Origin of the sequence: Robertmurraya massiliosenegalensis JC6 (assembly GCF_000311725.1) — a bacterium.
Taxonomy (GTDB): domain Bacteria; phylum Bacillota; class Bacilli; order Bacillales; family Cytobacillaceae; genus Robertmurraya; species Robertmurraya massiliosenegalensis.
The window spans coordinates 887,410-901,762 of the sequence record NZ_HE978511.1; the positions used below are offsets into that span (position 1 = coordinate 887,410).

Genomic DNA, 14,353 nt, shown 5'->3' on the forward strand with positions numbered 1-14,353 from the left:
AGTTTTCTATTGCTACTTTGGTAATTTCCCCGTTTGCTTATACGTCTCGATCTTTTCATTGAGAGAATCGATATACTTTTGATCCACAAGCGGGCTGAATTCTCCTAACGAAATGACATCATCCTGAAAATCAAAAGTAAGATTACCAGATTCTAGCTTCCCTTTGTTAAACTGTTCAGCGACAAGTTCATATAATGTGTCAACATGTTGGACAGTACTCGTCAATACTGTTGATTCACCTAAATCTGACTGATCAGAGATATAACCGATTGCATAGAGACCTTGTTCTTTAATTTTTTCAATGACGGGGACATTGTACCCATCACCTGCTGGATAGATGACATCAATATCTTTTGCAATCATATCATCTAATAGCATTTGTGCCCGTTCCACATCATCCCACTGCCAAACGTATTGGATATCGACCTCTACATCTTTGTTCTCAAATATGGCCCCTTCATAAAAACCTTCTACTTCTGGTTGCCACTCGTAGGCAGCGATAATTCCAACATGATTCGTTTTTGTCATATGTCCTGCGAGCATACCACCAAAAAAGCCCATAGCGTATGCATCGAAGTTCAAGCTTGTCGTATTTTTTTGCGTTGCGTTGCCATTGAAGCTGACAAAGTGAATATGAGGATAGTCACTTGAAAGCTCGCTGAAATACTCCGCATACTCATTGCCATGACCAAAAATAAGATTCACACCTTTTTGGTCAAATTCTTTGACTGCTCTTTGAACGACTGCTTCTGAATTCATTCCTTCTTTATAGTAAACATCCACATTGAAGCGCGATTGGATTTTTAACATACCTTTATAGCCCTTTGTACCCCAAACCTGATCATTAACAGTTTCAGGCACTAACAATCCTGCTTTTTTTAATTCGCCTGTCCCTAATGTTTGTCCACACGCTGAAAGCGTAAAAAGGCATAAAAGAATCATCCCGAAACAAGCTAATATCCTTTGCATTCTTTTTCCGCCTCTCAGATAAAATAGAGGATCAACCTTTCGTCCTAGTCGAAATGATTTAATCTCTTTAATTCTACATTTATCCGACATAATTGGAAAGAATTTTTTCTTGCTCTTAATAATCATTGAAAATGTACGAGTTTTTGTTGGTTTTTTATACCAGTTTCAATGGATGTTTCTAGTGGAACGACCACTTCAATTCCTTCACCATCACTTCGGACATCCCTAACAGGAACATCCTTAATGTTTAAATAGTTTGCACACTCTTCCCAACCATTTATCTGATCGTTTCTTAATAAATAGCGTTCCTTATCGTCATCCACTAGCTTTAATACTTTCCTAACCATATCTTCTACGTACAGTGCATCTGCTGTCCATTCTCTTGCACTCAGGTTCCATTCGTCTTTTTTCTTTGTTAATGCTTGCTGAAAAAGAAATACATCTGTTTGCCATGGTCCAAAGATCGTCGGCAAAAGAAACTCTTGAACATCCTTATCGCTTCGAAGCAATGATATATACTTTTCCAATTTCACTCTGTTTTCTTTAAATGGATCATTTCTTAATGAAAGTGGGAGTAGAAAAACGATTTTATCGCTATTTTTCATGAGCCACTGATAATTTTCATCATGGAAAAGCGAATCTTCATATCCTCTCATAAAAAAATCATAATAATCGACCATTACCACCTCATAATCATCCGTGTTTCTGGTGAGAGCATCAATACTCTTCTCCTCAAAATTTGCATTTCTGCCAATTTGTAACCGCTTTTCTTCTATTAAATAAGACGCTTCGTCACTCATTTGATGATGAATCCCGAGCACCTCTACTCCTTCTTCAAGCAACTTTTTTGTAAAATGGAATCCTAAAAATTCAAATGTACCAATAATCATTACCTTGTCCATAACAAAAAGCCTCCCTCAAGTAAACTCTTACTCCATCCTATGCTTAGGGAGGCTTGATTATTTCATTCGATTAAAGAAGGCTCATACTGCTTTTAAGGAATACCTTTATAAGACTACTTCATGTGTTTTCATAAAAGTGATCATATAGTAGTCCATCTGTGGTTTCTTTTCTGGGAGAAGGTAACTGATTGTAATCGGGACATCTTCATTCTTCCACATGACAGAAAGATTTTTTAGTAAATTCGATTGTTTATAGGCGCGATTGCCTGAGAGAACATGAATGATCTTAGTTGGAATATCTGAATGAAACTGAGGACTCTCAAATTCAGGCTTGCTAATAATTTCGATAATTTGTTTGCTCTCCTTATCAAACGAATATGACAGCTCTCTTAATAGCTTTTTATAAAAAAACTTATGCTCCTTTTCCTGTTCTAAATGATGCTTCAATGAAAGGACGGGGTTTAATAGGACAATGGAGCGAATATTTCCTTTCATTTCTTTCATTAGCTTCAGTGCCACCAAAGCCCCCATTCCTTCAGCTAAAATGTGAATTTTGCTATTAATGATTTCTGTTCGGATTATATATTCATATAGGCGTTTGGCCAGATTGACGGCTTTATCACTACCCCAATTCTTTCCATATAAATTTGAATAGAAAACGGTGTATCCCGATTTCCTAAAGCTTTCAATTAACAATTGCTTCCCTTCATTTTGAGTCCAAAAACTTGATTTCTCATCAACAAAATGACGTTCGTCACCAATAATAAGGATACCGAAACCAGTTGGTTTTTCGGGATAATGAATCATATTCCATTCGGTATCCAGTTTAAAGTTTCGGTGCTCCATGCGAAAAACTCCTTCTATGAATTTACTCTTATTAATGTATGAAGTTATGTCTAAAGTGAAAGGGAGGTTCGCCCATATATGCTTGATTTCTTTTACGTTTTTTATCTTGTAAGCGGTACAGTTCCTTTTAAACCAAGTTTTTCTTTATCAATTGGAGTCGCTATGGTAAAATGAAAAAGATGTTAAAAGTAAGAGGTGATTACGGTGAAATACTTTTGGACTTTATTCTGGACATTAGCTCTAGTTCAAATGTTAACGTACGTAGCAAGCTCAATGATCGGAGTTCCTTTTGATTTTGTAACTGGTGCCGTCTTAGGTGTAGTGGCTACCATTGTTATCTTAATCTTCCCTGCCATTATTCCAAATGAACCAAGTGGCAAAGAAGGCGTACATTAAAGATAATATGTAGTACGAAATCAAGTAAGAGGCGTAAATATCGGTCTTTTTGGTATTTAAGAAAACAATGTAAATTAGAAATGCTGGGGAAAAAAAGTCATCCTGACTTTATGCTAGGATGACTTTTTTGTTTGTCCATTTATTTTGATAATTTGATTGTATCGCCTTCAAGGACAATTTGTACACGACTATTTTCACCGACATCGCCTGCAATGATTGCTCTAGCCAGCAATGTCTCCACATGACGTTGGATAAATCGTTTCAACGGCCTTGCCCCATAGACTGGATCAAACCCATTTGTTGCAATATATTCCTTCGCTTCCTCTGATATGCTCAACTGAATCTGTTGATCCTGTAATCTTCTCTGCAATTCTGAAATTAATTTTACGACAATTGACTTTATATTATTCAATGTTAACGGTTTAAAGAGGATTGTCTCATCCACACGGTTTAAAAATTCCGGACGGAAATGACCTCTTAATTGAGCCATAACTTGCTCCTTAACTTCATCTGATATGCTTTCCTGATCTACTTGACCTTCTAATAAAAAATGGGAGCCAATATTTGAAGTCATAATAATGACCGTATTTTTGAAATCAACGGTTCTTCCTTGTGAATCAGTTACTCGCCCATCATCTAGCATTTGCAATAAAATATTGAACACATCTGGATGAGCTTTTTCAATTTCATCAAGTAAGATAACGGAATATGGCTTTCTGCGCACTGCTTCTGTCAACTGTCCACCTTCTTCATAGCCAACATAACCTGGGGGTGCTCCGACAAGCCTTGATACAGAGTGCTTCTCCATATACTCCGACATATCAATACGGATAATCTGCTCCTCACTATCAAATAATGATTGCGCCAATGCTTTAGCTAATTCGGTTTTTCCAACACCTGTTGGCCCAAGAAAGATAAACGAACCAATCGGTCTGTTCGGATCTTTAATTCCTGCCCTTGCTCTTAGGACTGCATCGGAAACTAAGGAGACGGCTTCATCTTGTCCCACAACTCGTTCATGAAGAATTTGTTCTAGTCGTAATAACTTCTCTCGCTCTCCTTCTACCAGCTTCGCAAGAGGGATGCCTGTCCATCTTGCCACAATATTCGCAATTTCCTCTTCCGTTACTTCCTCACGAAGAAGCCTTTCACCGGCTTGCTTTTGCACTTCCTCCTCCAGTTCTTTTAACTCTTTTTCTAGTGCTGGGATTCTGCCGTGACGTAATTCAGCCGCTTTATTTAAATCATATTGATTCTCTGCTTCCTCAAGTTCTCTACGTAATCTTTCCAATGTTTCGCGTTTCTCTTGCACTTGATGAATACTTTCCTTTTCAGACATCCACTTTGCTTTCATGGAATTCGCTTTATCACGCATATCAGCAAGTTCTTTTTGAAGTGTGGACAGTCTATTCTTACTTTGTTCATCTTCTTCTTTTTGTAGTGCCGCTTCCTCGATTTCCAATTGCATAACCCGTCTTGTAACCTCATCTAACTCTGATGGCATCGAATCAATTTCAGTTCGAATCATAGCACATGCCTCATCGACAAGATCAATCGCTTTATCAGGTAAAAAGCGATCAGATATATAGCGATCAGATAATACAGCAGCTGTCACTAAGGCACGGTCATGAATATTTACCCCATGGTGAATTTCAAATCTCTCTTTCAATCCACGAAGAATTGAAATTGTATCTTCAACGTCTGGTTCTTGAACGAGTACTTGTTGGAAACGTCTCTCAAGAGCCGGGTCCTTTTCTATGTACTTGCGATGCTCATCCAAAGTCGTTGCACCAATACAATGCAGTTCCCCTCGCGCTAACATTGGCTTTAACATATTACCAGCATCCATTGCTCCTTCTGTTTTTCCCGCTCCAACAATGGTATGAATTTCATCTATAAAAAGGAGAATCCTTCCTTCGCTCTTTTTAATCTCATTTAATACAGCTTTTAATCTTTCTTCAAACTCTCCTCGGAACTTAGCTCCTGCAATAAGGGAACTCATGTCAAGAGAGAAAATTGTTTTATCCTTTAAGCCTTCTGGAACATCTTTACGTACAATTCTTTGAGCCAGCCCTTCAACAATCGCTGTTTTCCCAACTCCAGGCTCACCAATTAAAACTGGATTATTTTTCGTTTTTCGTGAAAGAATTCGAATCACATTTCGAATTTCCCCATCGCGGCCAATAACGGGATCGAGTTTTCCAGATTTCACTTCCGCCACTAAATCTCGACCATACTTTTTTAGAACATCATACGTTGCTTCTGGATTTTGTGAAGTCACCCTTTGATTCCCCCTTATTTCTTGGACCACTTGAAGTACTGCCTCATAAGTGATTCGTTCTTTCTGCAAAATTTCCCCAATCATTGATTGTGTATAGTTCATCGATGCCAATAATACATGTTCAACCGAAATAAATTCATCTTGAAATTTTTCCATTTCCCTTTCAGCCTCTGAAAATAGCCGATGCAACTTATTTGTAATGTAGAGCTTCCCTTGCTCCACACCACTACCAGACACTTGAGGCTTCTTATGAAGTAATTCTTTTAAGTCATTCTCAAATTGTTGGGAAGGGAGATGGACTCTATCCAAAATGGCAGCGACAAGACTGTCATCCTGTTCGATTAATGCAAGAAACAAATGGTCTTCGTCGACCTCCTGATGTTCTTTTGAAATCGCAATAGATTGGGCATTTAATAAAGCCGTCTGCAATCGTTCCGTCATTCTGTTCAGATCCATGTCATTTCCTCCTTTGACCTTCTTTGACCTTTTACTCCATTATAATCCATTTTTTCCATATGTAAAGCCACCCCTTGAAGAGGGTGGCTTAGTTTGTTTTTACAATGTTTTACCTGACAAGGTCAACCTGAATCTCTCGGTTTCGTTTTATACATCCAATGGCGATTATGATTTGAGTTTTCTGGAAAACGATCGCCTGCTTTAAGTCTAATTTTTTTTGGATTCATTACGCCATCGCCTTCTTCACCTATTTCCACATATATCCCATTATTCGGTGCTTTCTGACCGGCACGAAATTTATGGCTCTGTCCCATACATACACTCCTTTCCTTCTGTTTAACGTTATTATTTCCGTTGATAGATCTTTCATGAATCGAAAATCAAATGAAACTTTCTTTTTTTCTCTTTCGTCTATACATAGCGTACACGTCGATATCAGTTGTGATATAGTAAAGATTGTGAATTTGTTTAAATCAGGAGGAACATTATGGATTTTTTTGAAATAGTAAAATACTTTCTACTAGGACTTTTTCAAGGTTTTACTGAACCCATTCCGATTTCATCAAGTGGACATTTAGAAATTGCAGGGCATTTCCTCAATGTAGAAATTGAAGGATTAAGCTTTGCCCTTTTAGTCAACACAGCATCCTTAATCGCTGTCCTGATTATTTATCGCAAAGATGTATGGAGATTAATCGAAAACGGCCTTGCCTATATAACAAAGCGTGAAGAATCAGCTAAATCTGATTTCCGCTTTATTATTTACTTAATTATTGGGACAATCCCAGCTGGTGTTATTGGCATTTTGTTCGAGGATTATATTGAAAAACATTTAACAGGTGTAAAAGTAGTCGGAATAACATTGTTAATTACAGGGGTTGCGTTATGGCTTATTCGTAATTTACGTGGACGGAAGAATGATGCAGATCTTTCTATTCGTGATGCGCTGATTGTTGGACTCGCTCAAGCTGTCGCACTCATCCCAGGAATTAGCCGCTCTGGAGCAACAATCGTCGCAAGCATGGGATTAGGAATGAAACAAGAAACAGCGTTAAGATATTCCTTCTTATTATATATCCCAGTGAGTGTCGGCGGCATGATTCTTGGATTTAAAGACATATTAGCAGACGAGAATCTCGCACAATTGGCATTACCTTATACATTTGCTTTCTTCGCATCATTAGTTGCATCCTATTTTTCACTAAAATGGTTCATGAATATCATGGCTCGAGGAAATCTCAAATATTTTGCGATTTACTGTTTTATCGTCGGACCGTTAGTATTCTTCTTATCGTAAACGCAAAAAAGCCTACCAACGATTTTGTAGGCTTTTTTGCTCTTTACTGTAAAATTTCAACTAACAATGCTTTCTGTACATGAAGGCGGTTGCCCGCTTGTTGAAATACAGAAGAATGGTTCCCATCAATCACTTCCCCTGTCACTTCTTCTCCTCTATGTGCCGGCAAGCAATGAAGGAAGAGATAGTCATCCTTTGCACCAAGGACCAACTTTTCATTCACCTGAAAATCTTTGAAATCGATGAGGCGCTGAGCATTTTCTGCTTCTTGCCCCATACTCGTCCAGACATCTGTATAGATAACATCAGCTCCGGCAACTGCTTGGGTTGGATCGCTTTCAATCGAAATTTCCCCACCATTTTCTAAAGCGAATTTTTTAGCAAGTTCGGTTACTTTCTCATTCGGTTCATATCCGATAGGTGTGGCAACAACAAGGTTCATTCCTACTTTTGCAGCAGCGATCATTAACGAATGAGCGACATTATTCCCATCACCAATATAGACCATCTTAATCCCTTCCAATTTTCCTTTTTCTTCTTGAATCGTTAATAAGTCAGCCAAAGCCTGGCAGGGATGATACAAATCAGTCAAACCATTAATAATTGGAATGGTTGCATGCTCCGCTAGCTCTACCACCCGTTCGTGAGATAAAGTTCTTATCATCACAGCATCAATATAACTGGATAGTACTTTTGCTGTATCTGAAATTGGCTCTCCTCTTCCTAATTGCAACTCCTGACCGTTTAGATGGATCACTTGACCACCTAACTGTAACATTCCTGCTTCAAAGGAAACTCTCGTACGGGTTGAAGGTTTATCAAAAATCAAACCTAAAATCTTTCCTTGTAAAATCGGTGTTGGTTCTCCAGATAAATATGCCTTTTTCAATTCTTTCGCTTTTTTAAGTAACGCTTTAATTGTTGCTGGAGAATAATCAGCTAATGTTAATAAATCCTGACCTTTAATACTTGTATTTGCTTTTTTTGCCTGTAATGATAACATTTCCTAAATTCACTCCCTCACACATATAGTGACTCTCTTTAAGCTTTAATTGCTAATGAAGAGTGCCAATCTTCTATCGCTCTTACATCAAAGTTCTTGACTTTTAATGCTTGATTAAATGCTTTCAGGCTCTCTGGCTCAGTAAAATTAATGATTCTTTTCTTTGTAGCAAGCTCCCGCAAGTGTTTATCTTCCTTGTCTTGACTCGGATTATAGTAAGCAATCGTTGCTCCCTCTAAAAATTCAGCATCTGCAGAGAAAACAAGTTCGAAAGAATCATCTAAACCATCAAGTTCAACGCTTTCTTTTGCCACAATTCTTCCGGCAGGTCGAATCGCCTGATGGAAGGCTTTACGCAATGCTTCTTCTTCTGTTTTCCCAAGACTAATTCCTTCCCCAGTCGATCTCATTTCCGCACTAACCTTTGAATCCAAACCTTTAAGGGCGTAATTGGAAAAGACCGGATACTTAATACAGACAAATGGAATTGTCATCAAATTATGGTCTACATCAGCTTTCGACATTTTATATTTCCCGAGCAATACTTTTGTCGCAATTTGTACTAACGGGATTCCTGTGACTTTACTAACGATTGGTACCGTTCTGCTTGCACGAGGGTTAACCTCGAGGACATACACTTCTTCATTTTTAATAATAAATTGGATATTCATAAGCCCTTTATATTGAAGGAATTGAGCAAGTTTTTCCGCAAACTTTACAATCTTCTCCTTCACTACATCTGTTAATCTTTGTGCAGGAAGGACTGATAAACTATCTCCTGAGTGAACCCCTGTTTTTTCGATATGTTCCATGATCGTTGGAATGAGGACATATTGCCCATCTGTAACAAGGTCTATCTCAGCTTCTGTTGCATGAAGAAATTCATCTACTAAAAATGGAAAGCGTGCCTGACCTTTCTTCACATATTGCTTTAATTCCTCCTCATCTTCAATAATTTCCATCCCCTTACCACCTATAACAAAAGATGGTCTTAGTAAAACAGGATAACCAATCTGCTCTGCTACTTTCACCAATTCCTCTGGATTGTGGACAACATCGCCTTTTAGATGCGGAATTTCCAGTTTTTCTAACAATTGATAAAAGAGTTTCCGATCCTCCAGTAAATCAATGACGTTCGATTTTGTTCCCAATATATTGACGTCATATGCTTCTAGCTCCTGTGCTAAATTAATCGCTGTTTGCCCACCCAACTGAATAATACAGTCTGTTATGCCTTCAGCATCAATCACATTGAGAATATCTTCAATTACTAAAGGCTCAAAATATAATTTATCAGCTGTGGCAAAATCAGTACTAACCGTTTCAGGGTTGTTATTAATCATTATCGTTTCTATTCCAAGCTCTTTAAGGGCAAAAACACCGTGAACAGAACAATAATCAAATTCAACCCCTTGCCCAATACGAATCGGACCACTGCCAATGATTAAAACCTTCTGCTTAGAAGATCGGATTTGTTCATTTTCTCCAAAATAAGTAGAGTAATAATAATTAGATTTCGCCTCAAATTCGGCTGCACATGTATCAACCATTTTATAAGAAGGAATGATTCCATAATCTTTTCTTTTTTGTCGAACAACCTTTTCAGCAACGTTCCAACTCTTTGCTAAATAGGCATCACTGAAACCTTTTTCTTTGAATAGCTGAAGTTCACTACTGGAAACTTGTTCTAAATTGGTGGATGCAATCCTATCCTCAACTGAAACAAGTCGTTTTAAATAGGATAAAAAGAATTCATCTACCTTTGTGAGTTCATGAAGCTGACTGATTTTATCGTCTCTACGTAATAATTCTAAGAGAATAAAAAGTCTCTCATCATTTTGTTGCAGGAGCTTCTCCACTAATTGTTCAGAACTGAGACTTGCTAAACCAGGCAACTGTAGATCTTGAACATCAATCTCTAAAGAATGAATTGCTTTTAATAAAGCCCGTTCAAAGCTACGATCGATGCTCATTACTTCACCAGTTGCTTTCATTTGTGTGCCAAGTTTTCGTTCGATATTTGGGAATTTATCAAATGGCCATTTCGGAATTTTGACGACGACATAATCAAGGGCAGGCTCGAAACTTGCAAATGTATCTCCCGTAACTGGATTGATGATTTCATCTAACGTGTAACCAACGGCTAACTTCGCTGCCATTCGGGCAATTGGGTAACCCGTTGCTTTCGAAGCTAGGGCGGAAGAACGACTTACGCGCGGGTTCACCTCAATTAAATAATAGTTTTTACTGCTGGGATCAAGGGCGAACTGGATATTACAGCCCCCGATAATGCCCAAGGCAGAAATAATTTTGATGCTGGCTCCGCGTAGCATTTGATACTCATCATCTGTTAATGTTTGTGATGGTGCTACGACAATTGAATCGCCTGTATGAACACCGACAGGATCGAAGTTTTCCATATTACAAATCGTAATACATGTATTTGCCCCATCTCGCATTACTTCATATTCCACTTCTTTATATCCTGCTATGCTTCTTTCAACTAAGCACTGGTGAATGGCACTTTCCTGTAAACCACCTGAAACAAGTTGGGTTAGCTGCTCTTCATTGTCGGCAATTCCTCCACCCGTTCCACCAAGGGTATAAGCAGGTCTAACGATAATCGGAAAGTCAATTTTCCTAGCAAATTGGAGCGCTTCCTCGACCGTATGAACAATTTCACTTTCTGGTACAGGCTCACTTAGATCCTTCATAAGTTGACGAAACGCTTCTCGATCTTCACCTCTTTTGATCGATTCAATTGAACTTCCGAGCATCTTCACACGATACTTTTTTAATATCCCTTGCTCACTTAATTGAAAGGCAAGGTTTAGTCCAGTTTGACCACCCAATGTGGCCAAAATCCCATCTGGACGTTCCTTCGCAATAATTTTCTCCAATACATCTACTGTTAATGGTTCAAAATAAATGCGGTCAGCAAAATTTGAATCGGTCATAATAGTGGCAGGGTTATTATTCACAAGAATCACTTTGTACCCTTCTTCTTTCAATGCAATACAGCCTTGTGTGCCTGCGTAATCGAATTCTGCTGCTTGCCCAATGACAATAGGTCCTGAGCCGATGACTAGTATAGTTTGTATGCTGGTGTCTTTAGGCATATAAAGCGGCACTCCTCTTGTTTTCTGTTATCGTCTGTAGAAATTCATCAAATATATAATCCCCTTCAGAGGGTCCTGGGTTCGCTTCAGGGTGGAATTGAACCGTTTGTAATGGCAATTCCTTATGGGTTAAACCTTCCACGGATCGATCGTGCAAATGGAAGAATCTCCCTACAAGTCCTGTTCCCTTAATGCTTTCCTCATCCACCACATAGCTGTGATTTTGCGATGACATAAATACTTTGTTTATCTTTTGGTCTTTAATCGGATGATTGGCTCCCCGATGACCAAATAAAAGCTTCTTCGTATCCCCACCTAACGCCAAAGCTACAAGTTGATGCCCTAAACAAATACCAAGAGTCGGGAAATGTTCAACAAGCTGACGAATGGTCGGTAATAGCGGTTGTAATTGCTTCGGATCTCCAGGACCATTGGAAAAAAGAACTCCATCAGGTGCGATTGCCGCAATTACTTGGAAAGATGTATTATAAGGCACTACCGTTACTTGGCAGTTTCTTGCTAACAAGGATGCTAAAATCGAATTCTTTGTTCCGAAATCCAGCAACACAATATGGGGATTGCCTTGCCCATAGGTTTTAATTAATTTCTCTGACACGTATGGTACCTTATCTGTTTCTAATGTTCGCTTACCTATCGTGCTCTTCTCATCACTTGTTGAAATTCGTGCAGGCATAGAACCATGAGCACGAATTTTTTTGACAATTGCTCTTGTATCAATATGGGATAACAATGGAATTCCCCACTTTTCCAAATACTCTTTTAGAGAATACTCCGCTTGATAATGAGAGGCTTCCGCATTTGCTTCATAAACAATCACACCAGCAACATGAGGTTTCTTACTTTCAAAGTCCTCTTCATTGATGCCATAGTTGCCAATCAGAGGGTACGTAAAGACAATAATTTGATCCTTATAACTTGGATCAGTCAGTACCTCCTGATAACCCGTCATTCCAGTATAAAAGACAACTTCCCCTTCTATATGTTGAGTGGAGACATTCGTATTCCAATTCCCTTCATATACGTCTCCGCTTTGTAAGTGTAAATATCCCTTCATGTCAAACACCTCAAAATCATTTGTATATTTATTTTCCATAGTTAATATTTATGCATTTTTATTATTAAAAATTCAGCCTAAATGGCTGGTTCAGTTATCTCATTAACGACTTTTTTCAATCCCGCAATACATTGTTCAATTTCATGAATTGATACAGTTAATGGTGGTAATAGCCTTAGGACATTTTCGCCAGCTGGAAGTGCGAGAATCCCTTCCTCTCTTAACTCTGGTAAAAAAGGTTGAATCGACTGTTCGAATTCAATTCCGATCATTAATCCTTTTCCACGTACTTCTTTTATGAGACGATTTCCATGAAAAAGTTTATTTAATTGGGAAAGCAAGTACTCCCCTTTAATTTCAACCTCCTGTAAAAAAACCTCATCAAAAACAATTCCCATTGTAGCAATTGCAGCAGCAACACTAATCGGATTTCCACCAAACGTAGAACCATGGCTTCCAGGACCAAAAAAGGGTTTTAAATTTTCCTTGCCAATGACAGCACCAATGGGCAGGCCACTTCCTAACCCTTTTGCTGATGTAACGATATCAGGGCTTAGACCGAAATGTTGGAAGGCGAATGGTTTTCCTGTTCTTCCGATTCCTGTTTGAATTTCATCCATAATTAGAAGAGCCTGATGCTCATGACAAAGTGTTTCCACTGCCTTTAAGAAATCTTGCGTCCCAACATGGACTCCTCCTTCTCCTTGAATGACCTCGAGCATGACCGCTGCTACCTCATCATCCAATAAATCCTTAAGAGAGTCGATGTCATTAAATGTAGCATAGGTGAATTTTTCTAACATCGGTCCAAAACCATGTTTGATTTTCTCCTGTCCTGTTGCAGCCATCGTTGCAAATGTACGTCCATGAAATGATTGCTTAAAAGTAATAATTTTTGTCTTACCAGTCGCTTTTCTCGCTAATTTGATCGCAGCTTCGTTTGCTTCTGCACCACTATTAGCAAAAAATACAGCATCCATCTCAGCAGCGGTAGCCAGTATTTTTGCCGCCTGTTCTTGCTTCTCCATTGTAAAAAGATTGGATACATGCCAAAATTGATCCAGCTGATTTTCTATTGCATCCTTCACCACTTTCGGTTGATGCCCAAGATTACAAACGCCAATTCCAGAGGTGAAATCTAAATATTGCTTCCCCTTTTTATCGGTTACGTAACTCCCTTCTGCAATTTCAGGTTCAACATCCCAGCGAGCATAAGTTTGAAATAAATAGCTCATTTATATAACCCTCTCCCTACTAAGGATTTTTGTCCCAAACCATTTTTGATTCCTATAAAAGTTCTTTTTCCCTGCAACAATTCTTACGCTGTCCATTCCTTTTTGTAAAGCTGACAAAGCAGAGGTTACCTTTGGAATCATTCCGCCATATATGTCTCCTGACTTAATATAATAATCAATCTCTTCAGCTGGGAGAACTTCCTTCAATGAGCCATCGATGATGATTCCCTCCACATCCGTAACAAACAAACATTGCTCTACTTCAAGAGCATTAGCCACTGCGGCAGCTGCATAATCAGCATTAACGTTAAGCTTTGTTCCATCAGCGCTAATGGCGATCGGTGTAATGACAGGGATGATTCCTTTAACTAAAATAGACTGTAATAGTTCACTGTTTACCTCAGTTATCTCCCCGACAAAACCGAGCTCTTCCCTATTGATATAAGACCCCTTAAGTAAACCAACGTCGCTGCCATTAAGACCAAGCGCTGGAAGATGATTCATTTCTAGCTTTTGCACAAGCTTCCGGTTTGTCTGGCCTGATAGAACCATTTCAACAACCTTTAAGGTCTCTTCCGTTGTCTTTCGTAATCCGTTCACATATTCAGGTTCAACATTCAATTGCTCGAGCATCCGATTGATATCTGGGCCCCCACCATGTACGATCGCAATTTGATAGTTTTGCTTCTTCAATTCTTGAAGACTTGTAAAAAATTCTGCTGATAATTCCTCTAGCGTACTGCCACCACATTTTATTAAAATGGTTTTCATGTT

General features: G+C 38.7%; 12 protein-coding genes. 2 read left to right on the top strand and 10 right to left on the bottom strand.

Annotation, left to right across the window (positions count from 1 at the left end; genetic code table 11):
* Window positions 1-12: 12 nt before the first annotated feature.
* The 3 genes from BMSHG_RS04515 to BMSHG_RS04525 form a co-directional block, all read right to left on the bottom strand.
* Window positions 13-969 (bottom strand): BMP family ABC transporter substrate-binding protein, encoded by a 957-nt coding sequence (locus BMSHG_RS04515; protein WP_019153251.1) that lies wholly within the window; start codon window positions 967-969, stop codon window positions 13-15.
* A gap of 122 nt (window positions 970-1,091) precedes the next feature.
* The gene (locus BMSHG_RS04520) at window positions 1,092-1,871 is read right to left on the bottom strand and encodes a hypothetical protein (protein WP_019153252.1); all 780 of its coding nucleotides are present in this window, start codon (window positions 1,869-1,871) and stop codon (window positions 1,092-1,094) included.
* Between the two features lie 105 nt (window positions 1,872-1,976).
* Complete coding sequence (locus BMSHG_RS04525) at window positions 1,977-2,717, bottom strand: lipase family protein (RefSeq protein ID WP_019153253.1); 741 nt, start codon at window positions 2,715-2,717, stop codon at window positions 1,977-1,979.
* Between the two features lie 204 nt (window positions 2,718-2,921).
* On the opposite strand from BMSHG_RS04525, the gene BMSHG_RS04535 reads away from it, so the two are divergent.
* Window positions 2,922-3,113 (top strand): YjzD family protein, encoded by a 192-nt coding sequence (locus BMSHG_RS04535; RefSeq protein ID WP_019153255.1) that lies wholly within the window; start codon window positions 2,922-2,924, stop codon window positions 3,111-3,113.
* Between the two features lie 139 nt (window positions 3,114-3,252).
* On the opposite strand, the gene clpB is transcribed toward BMSHG_RS04535, so the two are convergent.
* Complete coding sequence (gene clpB / locus BMSHG_RS04540) at window positions 3,253-5,850, bottom strand: ATP-dependent chaperone ClpB (RefSeq protein WP_019153256.1); 2,598 nt, start codon at window positions 5,848-5,850, stop codon at window positions 3,253-3,255.
* Window positions 5,851-5,972: 122 nt separating this feature from the next.
* Entirely contained in the window at window positions 5,973-6,164 is a 192-nt protein-coding gene (locus BMSHG_RS04545; RefSeq protein ID WP_019153257.1) for a YjzC family protein, read from the bottom strand.
* Between the two features lie 173 nt (window positions 6,165-6,337).
* Here BMSHG_RS04545 and BMSHG_RS04550 point away from each other — a divergent pair, with 173 nt between their 5' ends.
* Window positions 6,338-7,147, top strand: a complete 810-nt coding sequence (locus BMSHG_RS04550; protein ID WP_019153258.1) for an undecaprenyl-diphosphate phosphatase — start codon at window positions 6,338-6,340, stop codon at window positions 7,145-7,147.
* Window positions 7,148-7,190: 43 nt separating this feature from the next.
* Here BMSHG_RS04550 and argF read toward each other — a convergent pair whose 3' ends face one another.
* From argF to argB, 5 genes are all read right to left on the bottom strand, one after another.
* Entirely contained in the window at window positions 7,191-8,150 is a 960-nt protein-coding gene (argF, locus tag BMSHG_RS04555; protein WP_019153259.1) for an ornithine carbamoyltransferase, read from the bottom strand.
* Between the two features lie 38 nt (window positions 8,151-8,188).
* Window positions 8,189-11,269 carry a carbamoyl phosphate synthase large subunit gene (locus BMSHG_RS04560; protein WP_019153260.1) on the bottom strand — a complete coding sequence of 1,027 codons (3,081 nt, stop codon included), beginning with the start codon at window positions 11,267-11,269 and terminating at the stop codon, window positions 8,189-8,191.
* Window positions 11,262-12,344 (bottom strand): carbamoyl phosphate synthase small subunit, encoded by a 1,083-nt coding sequence (locus BMSHG_RS04565; RefSeq protein ID WP_019153261.1) that lies wholly within the window; start codon window positions 12,342-12,344, stop codon window positions 11,262-11,264. The genes BMSHG_RS04560 and BMSHG_RS04565 overlap by 8 nt, the downstream gene beginning before the upstream one ends.
* Window positions 12,345-12,421: 77 nt before the next feature.
* Window positions 12,422-13,579, bottom strand: coding sequence for an acetylornithine transaminase (locus BMSHG_RS04570; protein WP_019153262.1), 1,158 nt, complete (start codon window positions 13,577-13,579; stop codon window positions 12,422-12,424).
* The gene (gene argB / locus BMSHG_RS04575) at window positions 13,580-14,350 is read right to left on the bottom strand and encodes an acetylglutamate kinase (RefSeq protein ID WP_019153263.1); all 771 of its coding nucleotides are present in this window, start codon (window positions 14,348-14,350) and stop codon (window positions 13,580-13,582) included.
* Between the last annotated feature and the right edge of the window lie 3 nt (window positions 14,351-14,353).